Origin of the sequence: Blastococcus mobilis (assembly GCF_900188025.1) — a bacterium.
Classification (GTDB): domain Bacteria; phylum Actinomycetota; class Actinomycetes; order Mycobacteriales; family Geodermatophilaceae; genus Blastococcus_B; species Blastococcus_B mobilis.
On record NZ_FZNO01000003.1, the window covers coordinates 60,708 to 79,761 of the forward strand.

23 protein-coding genes are annotated in these 19,054 nt (G+C 72.1%); 16 read left to right on the top strand and 7 right to left on the bottom strand.

All coding sequences use genetic code 11. From position 1 onward, the window contains the following. Window positions 1–8 precede the first annotated feature (8 nt). From CHB94_RS03645 to CHB94_RS03680, 9 genes are all read left to right on the top strand, one after another. Window positions 9–332 carry a hypothetical protein gene (locus tag CHB94_RS03645; protein ID WP_141137410.1) on the top strand — a complete coding sequence of 108 codons (324 nt, stop codon included), beginning with the start codon at window positions 9–11 and terminating at the stop codon, window positions 330–332. Then, complete coding sequence (locus CHB94_RS03650; protein WP_089335239.1) at window positions 332–769, top strand: minor capsid protein; 438 nt, start codon at window positions 332–334, stop codon at window positions 767–769. Before CHB94_RS03645 ends, CHB94_RS03650 begins: the two co-directional genes overlap by 1 nt. Before the next feature lie 62 nt (window positions 770–831). After that, window positions 832–1,284 carry a phage tail tube protein gene (locus CHB94_RS03655; RefSeq protein WP_089335240.1) on the top strand — a complete coding sequence of 151 codons (453 nt, stop codon included), beginning with the start codon at window positions 832–834 and terminating at the stop codon, window positions 1,282–1,284. Next, window positions 1,281–1,694, top strand: coding sequence for a hypothetical protein (locus CHB94_RS24965; protein WP_089335241.1), 414 nt, complete (start codon window positions 1,281–1,283; stop codon window positions 1,692–1,694). The genes CHB94_RS03655 and CHB94_RS24965 overlap by 4 nt, the downstream gene beginning before the upstream one ends. Before the next feature lie 95 nt (window positions 1,695–1,789). Then, the gene (locus CHB94_RS24970; protein WP_176445400.1) at window positions 1,790–1,945 is read left to right on the top strand and encodes a hypothetical protein; all 156 of its coding nucleotides are present in this window, start codon (window positions 1,790–1,792) and stop codon (window positions 1,943–1,945) included. Then, on the top strand, window positions 1,945–4,080 hold the full coding sequence (locus CHB94_RS03665) for a phage tail protein (protein WP_089335242.1): 2,136 nt from the start codon (window positions 1,945–1,947) through the stop codon (window positions 4,078–4,080). The genes CHB94_RS24970 and CHB94_RS03665 overlap by 1 nt, the downstream gene beginning before the upstream one ends. Then, window positions 4,080–4,946, top strand: a complete 867-nt coding sequence (locus tag CHB94_RS03670) for a phage tail family protein (protein ID WP_141137412.1) — start codon at window positions 4,080–4,082, stop codon at window positions 4,944–4,946. The genes CHB94_RS03665 and CHB94_RS03670 overlap by 1 nt, the downstream gene beginning before the upstream one ends. Continuing rightward, entirely contained in the window at window positions 4,943–6,112 is a 1,170-nt protein-coding gene (locus CHB94_RS03675) for a hypothetical protein (protein ID WP_089335244.1), read from the top strand. The genes CHB94_RS03670 and CHB94_RS03675 overlap by 4 nt, the downstream gene beginning before the upstream one ends. Further along, entirely contained in the window at window positions 6,112–6,867 is a 756-nt protein-coding gene (locus CHB94_RS03680) for a hypothetical protein (RefSeq protein ID WP_089335245.1), read from the top strand. The genes CHB94_RS03675 and CHB94_RS03680 overlap by 1 nt, the downstream gene beginning before the upstream one ends. Here the strand turns inward: CHB94_RS03680 and CHB94_RS03685 are convergent. Beyond that, a complete protein-coding gene (locus CHB94_RS03685; protein WP_141137413.1) occupies window positions 6,864–7,373 on the bottom strand; it encodes a superantigen-like protein SSL4 in 510 nt (169 codons plus the stop codon). The genes CHB94_RS03680 and CHB94_RS03685 overlap by 4 nt on opposite strands. 106 nt (window positions 7,374–7,479) lie before the next feature. Here CHB94_RS03685 and CHB94_RS03690 point away from each other — a divergent pair, with 106 nt between their 5' ends. The 5 genes from CHB94_RS03690 (at window position 7,480) to CHB94_RS03710 (ending at window position 11,065) form a co-directional block, all read left to right on the top strand. Further along, the gene (locus tag CHB94_RS03690; protein WP_089335247.1) at window positions 7,480–8,571 is read left to right on the top strand and encodes a hypothetical protein; all 1,092 of its coding nucleotides are present in this window, start codon (window positions 7,480–7,482) and stop codon (window positions 8,569–8,571) included. Next, entirely contained in the window at window positions 8,568–9,563 is a 996-nt protein-coding gene (locus tag CHB94_RS03695; protein ID WP_089335248.1) for a peptidoglycan recognition protein family protein, read from the top strand. The genes CHB94_RS03690 and CHB94_RS03695 overlap by 4 nt, the downstream gene beginning before the upstream one ends. Before the next feature lie 68 nt (window positions 9,564–9,631). Continuing rightward, window positions 9,632–9,886, top strand: a complete 255-nt coding sequence (locus CHB94_RS03700; RefSeq protein ID WP_089335249.1) for a hypothetical protein — start codon at window positions 9,632–9,634, stop codon at window positions 9,884–9,886. Further along, window positions 9,883–10,548, top strand: coding sequence for a hypothetical protein (locus tag CHB94_RS26545; RefSeq protein ID WP_217899152.1), 666 nt, complete (start codon window positions 9,883–9,885; stop codon window positions 10,546–10,548). Before CHB94_RS03700 ends, CHB94_RS26545 begins: the two co-directional genes overlap by 4 nt. Before the next feature lie 13 nt (window positions 10,549–10,561). Beyond that, window positions 10,562–11,065 (top strand): DUF1353 domain-containing protein, encoded by a 504-nt coding sequence (locus tag CHB94_RS03710; protein ID WP_089335412.1) that lies wholly within the window; start codon window positions 10,562–10,564, stop codon window positions 11,063–11,065. Here the strand turns inward: CHB94_RS03710 and CHB94_RS03715 are convergent. From CHB94_RS03715 to coaE, 4 genes are all read right to left on the bottom strand, one after another. After that, window positions 11,059–11,322, bottom strand: coding sequence for a hypothetical protein (locus CHB94_RS03715; protein WP_089335250.1), 264 nt, complete (start codon window positions 11,320–11,322; stop codon window positions 11,059–11,061). The two genes, CHB94_RS03710 and CHB94_RS03715, sit on opposite strands and share 7 nt — an antisense overlap. A 345-nt stretch (window positions 11,323–11,667) precedes the next feature. Beyond that, window positions 11,668–11,829 carry a hypothetical protein gene (locus tag CHB94_RS24975; RefSeq protein WP_176445401.1) on the bottom strand — a complete coding sequence of 54 codons (162 nt, stop codon included), beginning with the start codon at window positions 11,827–11,829 and terminating at the stop codon, window positions 11,668–11,670. A gap of 132 nt (window positions 11,830–11,961) precedes the next feature. After that, entirely contained in the window at window positions 11,962–12,195 is a 234-nt protein-coding gene (locus CHB94_RS03725) for a hypothetical protein (RefSeq protein WP_089335251.1), read from the bottom strand. Beyond that, window positions 12,192–12,788: a dephospho-CoA kinase gene (gene coaE, locus CHB94_RS03730; protein ID WP_176445402.1), complete on the bottom strand. Its 597-nt coding sequence runs from the start codon at window positions 12,786–12,788 to the stop codon at window positions 12,192–12,194. Before coaE ends, CHB94_RS03725 begins: the two co-directional genes overlap by 4 nt. A 160-nt stretch (window positions 12,789–12,948) precedes the next feature. On the opposite strand from coaE, the gene CHB94_RS03735 reads away from it, so the two are divergent. Continuing rightward, the gene (locus CHB94_RS03735; protein WP_089335253.1) at window positions 12,949–13,221 is read left to right on the top strand and encodes a hypothetical protein; all 273 of its coding nucleotides are present in this window, start codon (window positions 12,949–12,951) and stop codon (window positions 13,219–13,221) included. A 204-nt stretch (window positions 13,222–13,425) separates the two neighbouring features. On the opposite strand, the gene rpsA is transcribed toward CHB94_RS03735, so the two are convergent. Beyond that, window positions 13,426–14,892, bottom strand: a complete 1,467-nt coding sequence (gene rpsA, locus CHB94_RS03740) for a 30S ribosomal protein S1 (RefSeq protein ID WP_089335254.1) — start codon at window positions 14,890–14,892, stop codon at window positions 13,426–13,428. Window positions 14,893–15,112: 220 nt separating this feature from the next. Here rpsA and CHB94_RS03745 point away from each other — a divergent pair, with 220 nt between their 5' ends. After that, window positions 15,113–15,964, top strand: a complete 852-nt coding sequence (locus CHB94_RS03745; RefSeq protein ID WP_089335255.1) for a class I SAM-dependent methyltransferase — start codon at window positions 15,113–15,115, stop codon at window positions 15,962–15,964. Between the two features lie 190 nt (window positions 15,965–16,154). Here the strand turns inward: CHB94_RS03745 and polA are convergent, their stop codons facing one another. After that, entirely contained in the window at window positions 16,155–18,899 is a 2,745-nt protein-coding gene (polA, locus tag CHB94_RS03750; protein WP_089335256.1) for a DNA polymerase I, read from the bottom strand. Window positions 18,900–19,054 lie beyond the last annotated feature (155 nt).

Here is a 19,054-nt window from a genome sequence, read left to right on the forward strand (position 1 = left end):
AGCTCCGCGTGAAGATCAACCCTGCCGCCACCAGGGCCATGCACGAGGCCGCGGCGAACGCCCTGGACGACGTCCTGGAGGACACCCTCAAGGAGTCCAACGAGGTCGCCCCGATCGAGGAGACGACACTGATCCGGTCCGGGTTCACCGAGGTCGACCGCAAGCAGCTCGTGGGGCAGGTCGCTTACGACACCCCGTACGCCGTCGTGCAGCACGAGGACCCCACCCTCAAGCACGACCCGGGCCGCAAGGACCACTACCTCGAGGACACGGTGGAGGCCAACCGGAAGCGCTACGTCGAGTACCTGCAGCGGAAGGTGGCTGGGGCCTGATGTTCGCCGCCGCTGTCCTCCGCTATCTCCACAGCCTGGGGATCGTCACCTACGGGGTGGCGGGCGCCGACGCGTTCCTCAACGCCCTGCCCGACAAGCCCGTCGAGGCGGTCGCCGCCTACGGGCGGCCCGGTGGGGCGGAGACCGACGGCGGGCACGGCTACGACGAGCCCGCGGCGCAGTTCATCGTCCGCGGCGACCACAAGACCCCAGCCGGACGGCGGGCCGGGTACGCGCGGGCGGTCGCGATCCGGGACGCCCTGCACGGCCTCGCCGGGGTCACGATCGCTCCGGGGACGGACGACGAGACGTATGTGGTGCAGTGCCTGGCCACCCAGTCCGAGCCCACCGACCTGGGTGGGGACCCGGACGGCAGGCCGCGCTGGTCGGTGCCGGTGCGCGCCGAGGTGTACCGCCCGACAGCCCTGCGGCCCTGACGCTGACACCCGCTGTCCGACGCTGACCGGGAACTCCCACCCCAGCGCGGAAGGCGGCCGACGTGGCCAAGGTCAAGATCCTCGCCCGGCACCTCAAGCCGGCGCTCAACACGGGCACGGACGCGATCCCGGTGTGGACCCCCATCGGCGGTCTGAACAGCCTCACCTTCTCCACGGAGAAGACCGACACCGACGACACCGACTTCGACTCCGACGGCTGGGCCGAGCACAAGGTGGCGCAGCGCGCCTCCTCGATCAGCATGGAGGGCTTCTACAAGGAGGACCCGGTCACCGGTGACCGGGACGCCGGCCAGGAGGCGCTCATCGCCCTCGCGGACGCTGTCGGCTACGACTCCCTCAAGAGCCTGCGGGTCACCACTCCCGGCGGGAACGTCACCACCTACCGGGTGTCGGCGCGGGTGGACGCCCCGGCCGGTGGCGGGCTGAACGACAACTCCGGGTTCAACGCGGAGCTCACCGTGTCCGGCAAGCCGACCTACGTGCCGAGCCCGTGACCCAGTTCCACGACTTCGACGCCGCCTGGGCCGACGAAGAGGACGAGCCGGTCGTCGTCAAGCTCCTGGGCGAGGAGTGGGCGTGCAAGCGCCCCTCGGAGGTGCCGGCCGCGCTGCTGCTCAAGCTGGACCGGCTCATGCTCGCCGCCGCCGGCGCCGACGTCCCCGACGACTTCGTCGTCGACGACTCCCTGTCCTCCGAGTCGATCCTGCGGCAGCTCGCCGGCGACGACAACGTCGACGCCTGGCTGGCCCGCGGCCTTCCCTACAAGCGGCTGGCCGCGGTGTCGCAGTACCTCAACGCCGTCTACCGGGGGCAGGACCCGGCGGGGGAAGCGCCGGCCGCCAACCGCCAGGAGCGGCGGGCGGCGGCCAAGAAGCCGAAGCGGTCCGGATCGCCGAAGTCCTGACCCACTGGAAGGCGCTCGAGTGCGACTTCCACGACAGGTACGGGGTCGCTGACCTGCAGCACGAGTTGACGAGACGGACGTGGAGGTGGTTCACGGTGAAGCTTTCCGGCCTCCTGTCCACCGACTCGCTGCTGACCAACGTCCTGTTCCCGGTCGACCCCACGACGGGTGAGCGCACCCGGGCCGAGCCGGTGACGGTGCTCGACGACCCGGACGCCGTGGACGCGTTCTTCGCCCGGCAGGCCGGCTGATGTCCCTCACCGCCGCCGAACTCAAGGCGGTCTACACCGTCGACGAGGGCCCGCTGGACCGCTCCCTGGGCGGGCTGGGCGGGAAGGTGAAGGGCGCCGTCGGGGGCGCTGTCGCCGCCGCCGCGGGCCTGTTCGCGTTCGGCGAGATCAAGGACGGGTTCCTGTCCTTCACCGGGGCGGCGTCGGACCTGAACGAGACGATCAACAAGTCGTCGGTGATCTTCGGTGCCAACGCGGCGGCGATGGACGACTGGTCGAAGGGGGCGGCGACCAACCTCGGCCTGTCCCGGCAGCAGGCCCTCAACGCCGCTGCCGGGTTCGGCGACATGTTCTCCCAGATCGGGTTCGCCGGCGACAAGGCCGCCGACATGTCCCGGCAGGTCGTGCAGATGTCGGCCGACCTGGGCAGCTTCAACAATCTGGACACCGCGGACGTCGCCGACCGGATGAGCGCCGCGTTCCGCGGCGAGTTCGACTCCCTCCAGGCGCTCATCCCCAACATCAACGCCGCCCGGGTGGAGTCCGAGGCGCTGGCGATGACCGGCAAGGAGAACGCCGAGGCGCTGACCGCGCAGGAGAAGGCCGCGGCCGTCCTCGCGATCGTGCAGAAGGACGGCGCCCGCGCCATGGGCGACTTCGCGAAGACCTCCGACGGGGCCGCGAACTCGGCGAAGATCGCCACCGCCGAGTGGGAGGACCAGAAGGCCGCGATCGGCCAGGACCTGCTGCCGGCACTGACGGCCATGATCGGGTTCGTCCGCTCCACGGTGATCCCCGGCGTGGGGGCGCTGGCCTCGTTCATCAAGGATGACGCGATCCCCGCCATCCGGGACATGGCGCAGTGGATCGACGCCAACAAGGGCCCGATCATGGTCGTCGCCGGTGTGATCGCGGCGGTGTTCCTGCCGCACCTGATCGCCCTCGGCGTGCAGTCGCTGCGGACGAAGGCCATCGTCGTCGGCGCGTGGATCGCCAAGCAGGCCGCCGCGATCGGTGCCGCCATCGTCCACTCCGCGCAGATCGCCTGGATGATCGTCCGGTTCGTCGCCCTCTCCGCGGCCGCGGTGCTGAACGCCGGCCTCACGGTGGGCGCCTGGATCGGCATGGGTGTCGCCGCCGTCGCTCAGGCCGCGATCGTCGCCGCCGCGTGGCTGGGAGCTCAGGTGCGCACTGTGGCGTCGCTGGTCGTCATGGCCGCCGGGTTCGTCGCCCAGGGCGCGGTCATGGTCGCGTCCACGGCCGTGACGGTCGCCTCTGTCGTCGCCGGCTGGGTGCTGATGGGCGCTCAGGCGCTCATCCAGGCCGCTCGCATGGCCGCCGCCTGGTTCATCGCCCTCGGCCCGGTCGGCTGGGTGATCGCCGCCGTCATCGGCCTGGTCGCCCTGATCGTCGCCAACTGGGACACCGTCGTCCGCTGGACGCGGCAGGCGTGGGAATGGGTCGTCGGCGCCGTGAAGTCCGCGGTGCAGTTCATGGTCAACGCCTTCCTGAACTTCACGCTGCCCGGCCTGATCATCAAGCACTGGGACACCATCAAGTCCGCGTTCTCCAACGGCGTCTCGGCCGCGGTCGGCTTCGTGCGCGAGCTGCCCGGCAGGGCGGCGGCTGCCCTGGGGAACCTCGGCTCGCTCCTGGTCGGCGCCGGCGGCGACCTGATCCGCGGATTCATCAACGGCATCAAGAGCGCGTTCGGGCGGGTGAGGGACACCCTGTCGAACCTGACGTCGATGCTGCCGGACTGGAAGGGCCCAGCTGCCCGCGACGCAACGATCCTGCGCAACGCCGGCCGACTGGTCATGGGCGGTTTCGAAGCTGGGCTGGTGTCGAAGTTCGGAGACGTCCGCCGCACCCTGGGCGATTTCACCGGGCAGTTGCAGGCTGCGACGGCCCCCGAGATGCTGCGTCTCGCCGACACGCAGGCCCTGGCCGGGCTCACCGTCCGGCCGCCCGCCGTCGCCGCCAGGCCCGCCGTCCCGGCCGCAGCTGGGGCGGCGGGCGGCGTGGGCGGCGCTGGGGCCGCGGGTGGCGGGATCGGTGAGCTGATCCACATCGACAACTACCACGAGGCCCCCGGCTCGTCGCCGCAGCAGAACGCGCAGGCGCTCGCCATCGAGTGGCGCACCAGGGGCGTGTGATGGGACCGACCAGCATCCTGTGGGGCGGCCTCACCCTCGCCACCGGCCAGGACGGCCCCTACCGGCTGACGTCGCTGGAGGGCTGGGAGGAGCTCCCCCCGGCCCGCTACGACAAGCAGTCGCGCACCAACGCCCACGGCGCCCACCCGTCCCGGGTGTTCTCCGACGAGCGGCTGGTGATCGTCGAGGGGTTCTGCTGGTCCGCCACGGAGCGGGATGCGCTGCTCGCGCAGCTGCAGGCCGCCACCCCGTTCCAGGACGACGAGCAGCCGCTGACCGTCACCGCCGCCGGGCGGACCTTAAGCGCGTCTGCGCAGCTGCTGCAGGCCCGCCCCATGCTGCTCAAGGGCCAGTGGGGCATCGGCCGGTTCGGGTGGCTGCTGCAGTGGCGCTGCCCCGACCCGCTCCGGTACGGGCCGCCGCGCACCGTCGCCACCCCGCTGCCCGCCCCCGGCGGGGGCCTGCAGTACAACCTGTACAAGACCGGGTTCCTCGACTACGGGCAGCCGGGCACGCTCGGCCGGGTCACGTTGACCAACGCGGGCACCGCGCCGGCCCCGATCCTGTTCGGGGTGCGGGGCGGCCTCGAGCAGGGCTGGGAGATCTCCGCCGCCGGTGACCGGCTGCGGTACGTGGCGCCGGTGCCGTCCGGGCAGGTGATCGAGGTCGACACCGCGGTCGGGACGGTGATGGTGGAGGGCACTGCGTCCCGCCGCAGCAGCCTCGTAATCTCCGACTGGCTGTACGTGCCCCGGGCGGCGCCCGACGGCACACCGGGTGAGCTCACCGTCCAGTTCACCTCCCTCGGCGGCTCCCGCGACCCCGCGGCGGAACTGTCGGCCACCTCGTCGGACGTGTACTGGTGACCGCCCCCAGCATGGGGCTGCTGTCGTGGCTCCCCGGCCGCCCCGCCCGCCCGACAGTGCGAACCACGCTGCTGTTCGGCGACCTGCGGACCGGCCGCATCACCGACACGCTGGACGCCACCACCTGCAACTGGACGCAGGTCAACAACGACGCCGGCGCCGTCGACCAGGTGGTCGTGCCCGAACGGGAGGTGCGCCGCAAGGACCTGCGTCGTACCGCGCGGGCGGCGCGCACGTTCCTGGCCGTCGACATCGACGGCCGCATCCAGCAGTTCGGGCCCATCTGGTCACGCACCTGGGACGACGAACGCCAGCAGCTCACCCTCGGCGCGGCCGGCCTCTGGAGCCTGTTCGACCACCGCAAGGTGCTCCCTGTCCTCGCGGCCGGGCAGCGGGTGCAGGACGCCGTCACGACGGTGTCCGGCACTGATCTGGGGGGCATCGGCCAGTACCTGGTCGCCCAAGCCATGGCACACGTCGGCGGCAACCTGCCGGTCATCCTCCCTGAGCTGCGCGCCGGAGACCGGACCGAGACGTTCTACGGCTGGGAGCTCCTCGACGTCGGCGACCAGATCCGGCAGCTCACCAAGCGCGAGACCGCCGCCCCCGACATCCGGTTCCGGCCCCGCTACACCGCCGACCGGCTCGGCATCGAGGCCGTGATGGAGACCGGCACCGAGGACACCCCGCTGCTCACCCAGATCGGCGACGACTGGTACTTCGACACCACCGTCCCCAAATCCCCGGTGCTGAACATCTCCACCGACGAGGACGCCACCGTCATGGGCCAACGCGCCTGGGTGACCGGCTCCGGCCAGGAACAGGACGTGCGCATCGGCACCGCCTACGACCCCACCCAAGTCAACGACGGCTACCCGCTGCTCGAGGTGGAGGAGATGCGCTCCAACGTAATCGAGCAGGCCACGTTGGACGGGCACGCCGAGAACCTCCGGGACCGCTCCGCCCGCCCGATCGAGATCTGGAAAGTGACGGTGCGCGCCGAGGCCGCGGTGGAGGTGCTGGCCGGCGACTACGCCCGCGTCATCGTCCCCGCCGACCACGCGTGGCTGCCGGCCGGTGAGGCGTTCATGCGGATCAAGACTAAGAGTGGGGATCTGGGAGACACGGTGACGCTGGACATGTACCCCGTGGCCGGGACCGTCTGATGGGCGTCGATGCGGGAACCCCGCCGGGGCTGTTCGAGCGGATTCGGCAGATGGTCCGCGACGAGGTCGCGAAGCTGCTGCGCTCGGGCCTTCTCCGCTCGGCGTCGATCGGCGAGGGCGGGCTGACGCTGCGCGGCGGGTTCTTCCGGATGCGCAACGCCGCCGACACCTCCAACGCCTTCTACATCGGGGCCGTCACCCCGGCGCAGCCGGACGGCACCCCGCAGCCCGGCTGGATCGTGCGCCGCGCCGACGGCACCAACGTGCTGCTGCTGCGTGACGCCTTCCCCGAGAACGGACCGGACGGGGTCCACCAGGCACTGAGCTGGCTCGACCGGACCGGCAACACCGTACTGGCCGACGACACAGACTCCGGGCAGGGCTTGGCGCGCCCCTACGTGCCGATCGTGTTCTATCGGTCGCGGAACAGCGACTGGCCCACCGTCACCGGCGGGGACTGGCAGACGGTGTACCGGGCGAAGGCGCCGAAGCAGCAGCCGCGGCTGCTGGTCCGAGCGTTCGCCGGAGCCACGGACGGCAGCACCTCCGGCGAACTCCGCGTGATGATCAACGGGACGCAGCACGGAAGCACACAGGCTGTCGTCGGGGCGACCGTCGGCGAGTTCATCTTCGGCCCGGACGCAGTCGCCGGTAGCCACATGTCGGACCTGTCGGTGGAGATTCAGGCACGGGTGACCGCCGGGACTGGCGGCATCCGGGTGTCCCCGTCGCAGGGTGAAGGGCGGCAGTCCTAGCCGTTGTAGTCGCCTGGCGGCGGCGCGTCGGGGCGCTCCTCGGACAGCGGCTCGACCGGCACGGGCGGCGCGGGCACGTACGTGGTGCCGGCGGGGTCGGTGTACGGAGCGTTCGGGTCGTAGCTGTCCCCGGACTGATTGCCGACCTTCGCCCCCGCGGGGACAGATTGGGGTGCGGGCACGGGCTTCGGTGCCGTGGCGGGGCCCGGGGCCGGGGCGGGGGCGAACTCCGGGGCGGGCTCGGGAGTGGTCACGGGCTCGACGGTAGGCGTCGCCGTGTCGGCGACCAGCTGCTCCGGGACAGGCTCCGGGGCCGGGGCGGTGACCTCCGTGGTCGGGCTGGCGGTCGGCGTCGCCTCGACGGTGGTCACCTCTGCCACCTCGTCGGTGGCCGGTGTGGAGGTAACCACGGCCGCGGTCGCGGTGCCGCCGACGGCGAGCAGCAGCGCGCCCCCCATCACCGACAGGCCGACCCGGGTGCGGGCCATCGCGAGCATCCTGCGCATTTCGTCACTCCCCCGTGTAGTTGGCTGCTCACGCTAGAGCATCCGAGCCGGGACTGACACCCCCCCACGCACCGTTGGGTGAATCCCGACCGATGGAGGCCGCCGCGTGGGCAACGCCCTGCACACCCCCGGACAGCCCGGCGCCGGCGCCGTCTCCCCCGCCGAGGCCCGGCTGGACGACGCCGGCCTGATCGCCGTCCAGGGCCCCGGCCTGATCGCCCCGCGCACCGGGGTGCTGTACGGGCCCGGCTCCACGACCCTGGTGACCGGCACCTCGGACACCGCGCCGATGACGGTTCAGATCGCCCCGCACCACTGGGTGACGTCGCGGCAGGACGCCGACGGCGTGTACCGCGGCGCGCTCGAGGCCGCCCGCAAGGTGAGCATCGGCGCAGCCCCCGCCTCCGGGGCCGGCACTCGCATCGACGTCGTCTACGAGAAGCAGAACGACGCCTACTCGACCATCAGCCCCGACGGCACCACCGAGCCTGTCTATGCCGTGGCGGCCGGACAGCCGGGTGGGGCGAAGCCGGCGATCCCGGTCGGCGCCATCGAGGTGGCCACCGTCGCCGTCTCCCCGGGTGCGACGGCCACCAACGGCGCCGGCGTGCTGATCACCAACACCGCCCGGCAGACCGTTCCCCGGAACACCCGCATCCCCGTCCGCAACCAGGCCGAGCAGGACGCGCTCACCGCGTTCCCCGGCCTCGAGGTGTACCGGCTCGACGACGGCCGGGTGCAGCTCTGCACCTCGGCGGGCCCGCCGGCCGTGTGGGTGACGACGTTCGACCCGACGAACCCACCGCGCACGGGAAGGGCGTACTCCGCCGACGCCTACACCGGCGCCTCGGTCACCGGGGTCACGAACGTCCTGCGGACCATCGCCTACCCCGATCCGGGCTTCCCGCACCGGGTGCTGGTGGACGCCTACCACCGGGCGCTGGTCTCGCCCGGCAGCAGCTGGAATCTGACCGCCCGAGTGGACACCACCGGCGGCACCCTGATCCGCCCGGTCGGCAGCGCCACCTCAACCAGCTACGCCGACGTCCGCATCCACGGGGGGATCTCCGGGGTGCTGTCCGGCGGGCACTCCGTCCTTATCTGCGCCGAGAGGGTCGCCGGCGTCACGGGTGACGGCTACCAGGTGCAGACCGAGGCGAACCTCCAGTCCTACCGCGTTCAGGTGGTACCGGCATGAGCATCACGATCATCGGCCGCGCCCAGTGGGGTGCGCGTCACGAGGACGGCGGCGGCTCCGCCCCGCTGCCGGCGAAGGAATGGTGGCTGCACCACTCGGTCACCATCGCCCCCGACCTGCTGCCGCCGTTCGACGACGACGACGCCGCGGTCCGCACGCTGGAGGCCATTGGTGAGCAGCGGTTCGGCCGCGGCATCTCCTACACCTTCGCGATTACGCCGATCGGACGCGTCTACGTCGGGCACAGCATGAACCGCCTCGGCGCGCACACAGGCGGACGCAACAGCATCGCCCGCGCGATCTGCTTCGTCGGCAACTACGACGCCGCCCGCCCCACGGCGGCGCAGGTCGAGGCCGCCGCGCAGCTGCTCGTGCAGGAGTACCGCGCCGGTCGCTCGACCCGCTACACGCTCAACGGCGGCCACCAGCAGGCCTCGGGCGCGTCCACCGCCTGCCCTGGCCGGTACGGCATGGAAGCCATCCCCGCGATCAACGCTCGAGCCGCCGCCATCCTCGGCGGCGCCCCACCCCTGGAGGACTTCCCCGTGTTCAGTCAGTGGTCCCTGGAAGAGAAAAACGCCTTCGGTGAGTGGCTCAAGCGCTGGGTCGTGCAGGAGGAGATCCGGCAGACCTCGGCCGCGCTGATCGCGCAGGCGGTCCTGCACCACCCGGTACCCGCCGCGCAGCGAACCCACCCCGACGGCACCCCCAACCCCGACGCCACGGCGACCCTCGCCGGGCTGGTCGGCTGGAACGACGCCCACCTCGACATCACCCGGGCGCTCATCGCCTCCGTCGGGCAGGTGGACACGGCCGTGCTCGCCCGCGAGCTCGCGGGCCCGCTGGCTGCGGCGGTTCGCTCTGAGCTCAGCGACGTGGACGGCGCGTCCGAGGCCGACATCGAGGCCGCGACCGAGCGGGCCATGCGCAGGCTGCTGCTCGGCGGGCTGGACGGCTCCACCGCCGACCCGGCCGCCGTCACCACCTCCTGACCGCCGCAGCGTGACCAGAGGGTGCACAGCCGTGGCGCCGGGCCACTCGCCACGGACGGAGGCCGAACGTGACCGCCGGCGACATCGGCACCATGCTGACCGGCCTCACCGCACTGGTCACCGCACTGGGCGCCATCTACCTCCAACGGCAGAGGCGGGCAGCCTTGGACGCCGACGCGCTGGAGAAGGAACGCAACGGGCTGCGGCAGCGGGTGGAGTCGCTGTTGCGGTACATCCACGTGTTGCGGCGCCTGCTGGCCGAGCACGGGATCGAGGCCCCGCCGATGCCCGCTGAGCCGGACGAGACGGAGGTCAAAAGGTGACCGAGCACGCGGCGCGCCGCCCAGTGGGGCGGTTGGCGCTGCCCGTCCTCGTCCTCGTCGGTATCGCAGTGATGGCCGGGTGGCTGTACATGGGCAACCGGGCCGACAACGCGGAGACAGCCCGTGACGACGCCGCGGCGACGGCGCAGGACCTGGCCGTGCAGGTCGCGGACGTGTGCACCCAGGACCCGCCCGCAGCGGCGGCATCGGGATTGCAGTGTGACCGCGCCGAGATGGTGGCGGAGAAGGGCCCGCAGGGTGATCCGGGCCCGCGTGGTGAGCCCGGGGAGCGCGGCCCGGCCGGGCCGCAGGGCCCGTCGGGGCCGTCCGGTCCCCCTGGTGCGACCGGCCCGGCGGGTCCGTCCGGCCCTCCCGGGGCAGACGGCGAGACCGGCGGCATGGGCGCGGCTGGACAGTCCGGCCCCGTCGGGCCTCCGGGGCCTGCCGGGGAGCAGGGGCCGGGCGGGCCACCTGGCCCAGCCGGTCCACCTGGTCCTGCCGGGCCCGCCGGACCGCCGGGAGCTCCCGGCGAGCCGGGCGCCGACGGTTCCCCGCCCGCCGACTGGACGTGGCGCGACCCGCTCACCGGCGTCACCTACACGTGCACCCGCGACCCCGGCTCCCCCGACAGCGAGCCGACCTACACCTGCACCGCGAGCTGAGGAGAACTTCCCCGTGCCATTCGCTCGCGGCCCGGTGCTCTGCTACCGGGGGGCCGGCCAGTACGCCACCGTCGGCCCGACCGAGTACGTCGGTGAGGACGACGTCCTGCACATCCCGTCGGACTTTCCCACCGACCTGGCGTCGGTGCCGCGGCTGTTCTGGACGTTGATCCCGCCGACGGGGGCGTACGAGAAGGCTGCGGTGCTGCACGACTGGCTGTGCGTCCAGCTCGCACGGGCACGCAGCACCGGCGGCCGCGCGCCGGTCACCGCTCGGGACACCGACGGCCTCTTCCGCCGGGTCATGCGGGAGGGTCAGGTGGGTTTCGTCACCCGCTGGTTGATGTGGGTCGGAGTCCGCTGGGGCGCGCTCGCGAACCCGGCCCGACGGGCCGGATGGTGGCGGGACGCGCCCCTCGTCCTACTGCTCACCGCCATCGGCCTGGCCATCGTCGTGGCCGGCATGTGGGGAGCACACCTGGCCGTCGACCAGCTTCTGCGGCTGGTCGCTCAGTAGCAGTCGAGCTCGCGCATCCGCTCGTCCGCGGCCTTCATGTAGGCCGTCGCTGCCTCGGCCTGCTCACTGCCGGCCTCGGCCCGGTCGTGGTTGGCGCTGGCGGTGTCGAACTCGGTCTGTAGCGCCGCGCAATCGGTGGCGGCCTCGATGCGCTCGTACACCTCGACGCTGCCTGGCCGGTCCTCCGTCGCGTCCTCGCTGCCGCCGCAGGCCGTCAGGGCTGCCAGGGCGGTGAGCACGGTCAGGGCCTTGCGCATGGTCATCCTCCGGTGACGTCGGGTTGTCGGCCGGTAGCAGACCACACCAGGCCGCCGGTGTCTCCCAGACGGCTGGGCGTGCGCCGCACGTGCGCCACGACGCTTCACTCCGTCGACGTCTGCTGTCGCCCTCGACACGCAACACCGCAGGTCAGGCGCATACCCGCAGGTGAGCGGGGTGGCGCACCTTCCCTGACACGGAAGAGGTCACTGGTTCGATCCCAGTATCGCCCACCGAGCCCCGCCGGCGGATTCGTCCGCCAGCGGGGCTCGTGTCTTTCCGGCTCAGGGCACGCGTGCAGCGTCGGCGGTGGAGCCTCCCGACCGGGCATCCCCCGGGCCGACTCAGCCCGCTTCGCGCCGGTCCCGCTCGAGGGCCTCGCTCCGCTGGTGCGCCCGGACGGCACGCTCCCGCCGACGAGCGATCGCCGCGGCGGCACCGATCCAGAACGAGACGGCGAGGCCCACGACGCCCCAGATGCTCAGCAGCCACACCCACCACGGCATGCGCGCCTCCTCGTGCGGCGCACACCATCCCTTGGACGAACTGGTTCCGCAAGAGGAAGGGCCGCCGACCCGCACCGCCGGACCGGGCCGCCCACGAGGATCACCTCTCGGGCAGCCCGGGAGCCACGCCGATCAGCGGGTGCCGCGGCGCCGGGCCGATCGCCACCACAGCAGCGCGATCATCATCTCCAGGGCCGCCACCACGGCGAAGAGGCCCTGCCCTATCGGATTCGCCTCCTCGTCGAGCAGGACGGCGATGGCCGTGCCCACCGTGATGACGACGAGGGACACCCACGTCGTCGACTGCGCCCGCCGGACCTCGGGGGCCGCCGTCCCGGTGGGCTGCGCGCAGCCCGGCTCGCTCATCCGGTCACCGGCTGGATGCGTTCCACCCAGAACCGGTCGACCTGCTCGGCCAGCTGCTCCGGTGTTCCGCTGTTGTCCAGGACGACGTCGGCGACCGCCCGGCGCTGCCCGTCTGAGGCCTGCGCCGCCATCCGCGCGCGTGCGTCCTCGGCCGTGAGGCCGCGCTGGACGAGCCGGGACACCCGCGTCGCGGGATCGGCCTCCACCACCAGCACGAGGTCGTAGGAGGCCGCCTGCCCGGTCTCCACCAGCAGGGGGACGTCGTGCACGACGACGGCGCCGGGCGGGGCGGCCGCGGCCAGCTCGGAGGCTCGGGCGCGGACCAGCGGGTGGACGATCCCGTCCAGCCGGCGACGGGCCTCCGGATCGGCGAACACGACGGCGGCGAGGGCGGCACGGTCCAGGGCACCGTCGGATGCGAGGACCCTTTCCCCGAACGCCTCGACGATCCGCGCCAGGCCCGGAGTCCCCGGCTCGACCACCTCGCGGGCGATCCGGTCGGCGTCCACGATCACGGCCCCCCGGGCGGCCAGCAGCGCCGAGACGGTGCTCTTGCCGGACCCGATGCCTCCGGTCAGTCCGATGCGCACCACGTCCGGACAGTAACCACCAGCGGTGCCGTCCTCGCGGCGGGCCATGTCACGGCCCGGTAACGCGTGACCGTTCCCCCCGGCGCGTCGCACCAGTCACACGCGTCACGGCACTAACGTCCGTCACGGCGATCTTCCCCGCCGAGAGAGGCAGAACGAGAACATGAGCCGTCCCACCCCCGCCGGTCCCTCGTCGTCGCATGCCGCCCACCGAGGCGCCGGACGCCACCGGCTCGGTGCCACCACGGGTGTGCGCTGCGCCGACATCCCTGCCGTGCGTGAGCGGATGCAGTTCCAGCGCCCCGCGGCCCCGCGGCGCAACGTCTTCCTGCAGTGGCTGTTCCAGGCCCCGTCCGCCGGCCGCCACACGTGGAGCTTCCTCGCCGGCTCGGGCGGCCGCCCGCGCACCGCATTCGCCATCATCCTCAGCCTCTGAGGAACATCCTCAGCCTCTGAGGAAGGATCCCGTCCTCCCCGGCCTGTGCACGCTCAGGCCGGGGCCCGGGACGGCGCTGCAGAAAGGCCCCGCGAACGCCGTCCGCGGGGCCTTTCTCGTGCCCGCAGGATCTCCTGCCTCAGCACGCCGGAGGCCCGGCACCCCCTGAGGGATGCCGGGCCTCCGGACCGGTACCGCTAGTGCTCACTCACCGCCGGCGAGCTTGGCCCGCAGCGCGGCCAGTGCCTCGTCGCTGGCCAGGGTGCCGCCGGTCGCCGGGGCGTCCGGGCCGGCCGCGTCGTCGCTGGAGTAGCTGCCGCCGGCGGCCGCCTCGGCGTCGGCCTCCTTCGCTGCGGCGATCTGCTTGCGGTGCGCCTCGTAGCGGGCCTGGGCCTCGGCGTACTGCCGCTCCCACTCCTCGCGCTGCGCGTCGAAGCCCTCGCGCCACTCGCCGGTGTCGGCGTCGAAGCCCTCGGGGTAGAGGTAGTTGCCCTCGGCGTCGTAGGAGGCGGCCATGCCGTAGGCGGCCGGGTCGAACTGCTCCTCGTCGCCGACGACGCCCTCGTTGGCCTGCTTGAGCGAGAGCGAGATGCGGCGGCGGTCCAGATCGATGTCGATGACCTTGACCAGGATCTCGTCGCCGACCTGCACGACCTGCTCGGGGATCTCCACGTGGCGCTCGGCCAGCTCGGAGATGTGCACCAGGCCCTCGATGCCCTCGTCGACGCGGACGAACGCACCGAAGGGAACCAGCTTGGTGACCTTGCCGGGGACGACCTGCCCGATCTGGTGGGTCCGGGCGAACTGACGCCACGGGTCCTCCTGCGTCGCCTTCAGCGACAGCGAGACCCGCTCACGGTCCAGGTCGACGTCGAGGACCTCGACGGTGACCTCCTGGCCCACCTCGACGACCTCGGACGGGTGGTCGATGTGCTTCCACGACAGCTCCGAGACGTGCACCAGGCCGTCGACGCCGCCGAGGTCCACGAACGCACCGAAGTTGACGATCGAGGAGACGACACCCGAGCGGACCTGCCCCTTGGCGAGCTTGTTGAGGAACTCGCTGCGGACCTCGGACTGCGTCTGCTCCAGCCACTGACGCCGGGAGAGGACCACGTTGTTGCGGTTCTTGTCCAGCTCGATGATCTTCGCCTCGAGCTCGCGGCCCACGTAGGGCTGCAGGTCCCGGACGCGACGCATCTCGACCAGCGAAGCGGGGAGGAAGCCGCGCAGGCCGATGTCGAGGATGAGGCCACCCTTGACGACCTCGATGACGGTGCCGGTGACGACCTCGTCGGCTTCCTTCTTGGCCTCGATCGTCCCCCAGGCACGCTCGTACTGTGCGCGCTTCTTGGAGAGGATCAGCCGCCCTTCCTTGTCCTCCTTCTGGAGGACCAGGGCTTCCACCTCGTCGCCGACGCTGACGACCTCGTTCGGGTCGACGTCGTGCTTGATGGAGAGTTCGCGCGAGGGGATGACGCCCTCGGTCTTGTAGCCGATGTCCAGCAGCACCTCGTCCCGGTCGACCTTGACGATGACGCCCTCGACGATGTCCCCATCGTTGAAGTACTTGATCGTCTGGTCGATCGCCGCGAGGAAGTCCTCGGCCGAGCCGATGTCGTTGATCGCGATCTGGGGGGTGCTGGAAGGACGGACCTGGGTGGAGGTCATGTGGTTGGTAGCTCCGGACGGGGGATGCGTAGGGACAGGACGACCCGCGGCCGTGGGACCGCGGGGATGATCAGCGGGGAGAACCGGCGCGGGCCTTCCCGTGTGGGGAAGAGCACGACAGACCTCTGGCGCACTCCCATGGTACGGACGCGCGGAGGCCCGGGTCCACCTGGGTGCGCGCCCGGGGACCGCTGCCCCGGCGTGTCACCATCGGCGCGCCATGACCGACTCGTCGACTGCTCCCTCCGGCCTCCCGCTCGCCGATGACGGCTATCCCGCGGCCGGCGGTGTCGCGCGCCGCCGCGCCGGTGTGGAGGAGTCGGTGCGGGCCAACCGCCGGTGGTGGGACGCCGCCGCGCCGGCGTATCTCGCCGAGCACGGTGCGGACCTGGGGGACGCCGACTTCCTGTGGTGCCCGGAGGGGTTGCGGGAAGCCGAGGCGCATCTGCTGGGCGACGTCGCCGGGCGCCGGGTGCTGGAGCTCGGCTGCGGCTCGGCGCCGTGCGCCCGCTGGCTGCGGACGGCCGGCGCCGACGTGGTCGCCCTGGACCTCTCCGCCGGGATGCTGCAGCACGCCGCCGAGCTGAACCGCGCCACCGGCGTCGCGGTGCCGCTGGTGCAGGCCGACGCCGGGGCGCTCCCGTTCACCGACGGCTCCCTGGACCTGGCGTGCTCGGCCTTCGGTGGTCTCCCGTTCGTCGCAGACGTCGAGGGGGCCCTGCGCGAGGTGGCCCGCGTCCTGCGGCCGGGTGGCCGGTTCGTCGCCTCGGTGAACCACCCCATGCGCTGGCCGTTCCCGGACTCCGCCGACCCCGAGGACCTGCGGATCGTCTCCTCCTACTTCGACCGGACCCCCTACGTGGAGACCGACGACGCCGGCAACACGGTGTACGTGGAGCACCACCGCACGGTCGGTGACTGGGTGCGGGCGGTCGTCGGCGCGGGCCTGGTCCTCGACGACCTGGTCGAGCCCGAGTGGACCGCCGGCCGGACGGAGAACTGGGGCCAGTGGTCCCCCGAACGCGGCGCCCTGGTGCCGGGCACCCTGATCCTGGTCTGCCGCCGGTGCTGAGCCCACGACCACCCCGACCCCGGGCCCGGCCTCTGGGAAGTGGGCCCCCTGGACGGCATGTCGGACCCCGTCTTCCTCGAACTCGTCGTGCGTGCGACGCACGCAACCATGATCGACCCGCGCTGAGCGCCCTCTCACGACGTGCGAGAGGGCGCTCAGCGTGTTCTGGCGCTGCTCGGAGGGCGGGACCTCAGTGCGCCGCGTCGTTCCAGGTCCTGCCGAAGCCGACCGAGACCTCGAGCGGCACCGAGAGCTGGGCGGCGGCGGCCATCTCCCGCCGCACGAGCTCCTCGAGCCTCTCCCGCTCCCCCGGCGCCACCTCGAGCACGAGCTCGTCGTGGACCTGGAGCAGCATCCGCGACGCCAGCCCCTCGGCGGCGATCGCCTTCTCCACCTTGAGCATGGCGACCTTGATGACATCGGCGGCAGAGCCCTGGATGGGGGCGTTGAGCGCCATCCGCTCGGCCATCTCCCGGCGCTGGCGGTTGTCGCTGGTGAGGTCGGGCAGGTAGCGGCGCCGGCCCAGAGTGGTCTCGGTGTAACCGGTCGTCCGCGCCTCGTCCACGACGGTGTCGAGGTACTCGCGGATGCCGCCGAAGCGCTCGAAGTAGGCCTGCATCTGCCCGCGCGCCTCCTCGGGGGTGATGCGCAGCTGCTGGGCCAGTCCGTAGGCGGAGAGCCCGTAGGCCAGTCCGTAGCTCATCGCCTTGATCCGGCGACGCATCTCCGGGTCGACGCTCTCGATCGGGATGTCGAACGCCCGGGAGGCGACGAAGGAGTGCAGGTCCTCCCCCGAGGTGAACGCCTCGATCAGGCCCTCGTCCCCGGAGAGGTGGGCCATGATCCGCATCTCGATCTGGCTGTAGTCCGCCGTCATCAGCGACTCGTAGCCCTGCCCCACGACGAACGCCTGCCGGATCCGGCGCCCCTCGGCCGTGCGGATCGGGATGTTCTGCAGATTGGGGTCGGTCGACGACAGCCGCCCGGTCGCAGCGATCGTCTGCTGGAACGTGGTGTGGATGCGGCCGACGTCGTCGACCATCGGGATCAGGCCGTCGATGACCGTCCGCAGCCGGGTGACGTCCCGGTGGCGGAGGAGGTGCTCGAGGAAGGGGTGCCCGGTCGAGGCCAGCAGCGAGGTCAGCGCCTCGGCGTCGGTCGTGTAGCCGGTCTTGTTCTTCTTCGTCTTGGGCAGACCCAGCTCGTCGAAGAGCACCGTCTGCAGCTGCTTGGGCGAGCCGAGATTCACCTCCCGCCCGATGACGGCGTAGCACTCGGCCGCCGCGGCGGCGACGCCTTCGGCGAACTCCTTCTGCAGGTCGTGCAGGAAGTCCAGGTCCACGGCGATGCCCCGGTACTCCATGGCGGCCAGCACGCGGGTCAGCGGAAGCTCGATCTCACCGAGGAGGGAATCGCCTCCGCGCTGGCCGAGCACGGTCTCGAGGGCATCGGAGAGGTCGTTGACGGCGACGGCCTTGAGGACGTCGGCGTGTGCGGCCTCCTTCGCGACGTCGTCCTCGCTGGGACCCAGGCCGTCGAGGGTGAGCTGGCCCTCGGGCTCGGCGGCGTTCTTCAGCTCACGCCGCAGGTAGCGGACGGCGAGATCCCCGAGGTCGAACGACCGCTGCCCCGGCAGCGCGAGGTAGGCGGCCAGCGCGGTGTCGCTGATGACCCCGTTCAGCTCCCAGCCCCGTGCCCAGATCGCCAGCAGCGGGCCCTTGACCTCGTGGACGACCTTGGCGGCGGACGGATCGGCCAGCCAGGCGGCGAGGGCCTGTTCGTCGGCGGCGTCCAGGGAGGGGCCGACGTCGACGAACGTGGCGTGGTCGTTCGCGGCCGCGAGCGCCAGCCCGGTCAGCTCGCCGGTGCCGCGGCCCCACGTGCCACGGAAGATGACGCCGGTCCGGCCCGTGCGGGCGTTGGCCTGCAGCCAGTCGGCGAGCCCGCCGGGGGTCACCTCGTCCTCGGCGACGTCGAAACCGCCCTCGACCTCCGGTTCGGCGCTGGTGAGCGTCGCGAACAGCCGGTCACGCAGCACCCGGAACTGCAGGTTGTCGAAGAGGGTGTGCACCTCGTTGCGGTCCCAGGGCTGGACGGCGAGGTCGGCGGGGCCCACCTCGAGCGGGACCGCGCGGTCGAGCTCGGTCAGCCGGCGGTTCTGCAGCACCGAGGAGAGGTGCTCGCGCAGCTTCTCACCGACCTTCCCCTTCACCGTGTCGACCTGGTCGACCAGCGCGTCCAGCGAGCCGTACTCGCGGACCCACTTGGCCGCCGTCTTCTCCCCCACGCTCGGAATGCTCGGCAGGTTGTCGCTCGGGTCGCCCCGGAGCGCGGCGAAGTCGGGGTACTGGGCGGGCGTCAGCCCGTACTTGGTCTCGACCTCCTCCGGCGTGAACCGGGTGAGGTCCGAGACGCCCTTCCGGGGGTACAGCACGGTGACGTGCTCGTTGACCAACTGCAGCGCGTCGCGGTCCCCGGTGCAGATCAGCACGTCCATGCCCTGCTCCACCGCCTGGACGGTGAGGGTGGCGATGACGTCGTCGGCCTCGTAGTTCTCCGCGGTGATGACCGGGACGCGCAGCGCGGCCAGCACCTCCTGGACGAGGCTGACCTGCCCGCGGAAGTCCGTCGGGCTCTCCGAGCGGTTGGCCTTGTAGTCGGCGTAGATCTCGCTGCGGAAGGTCTTCCGGCTGACGTCGAAGGCGACCGCCAGGTGCGTGGGCTGCTCGTCGCGCAGCACGTTGATCAGCATCGACGTGAAGCCGTAGACGGCGTTGGTCGGCTGACCCGTCGTCGTGGAGAAGTTCTCGACCGGCAGGGCGAAGAAGGCGCGGTAGGCGAGCGAGTGCCCGTCCAGCAGCAGCAGCCGGGGGCGGACCCCCGTCCCGGTGGGAACGGCGGCAGGGGCGCTGGGAGCGGAGACCTGAGCGGACATCGCCGTCGATCCTAAGAGGACCCCGTTGCCCCCCACCGCTCGAGCAAGGACCCCGTCCTCCCCACCCTTCGCGAGCTCAGGGCGGCCCCCTGGACGGGGCCGGCCCTGCGGCGGGGCCGGCTCTGCGGCGGGGCCAGGGGTGGCTACCGTGCCCG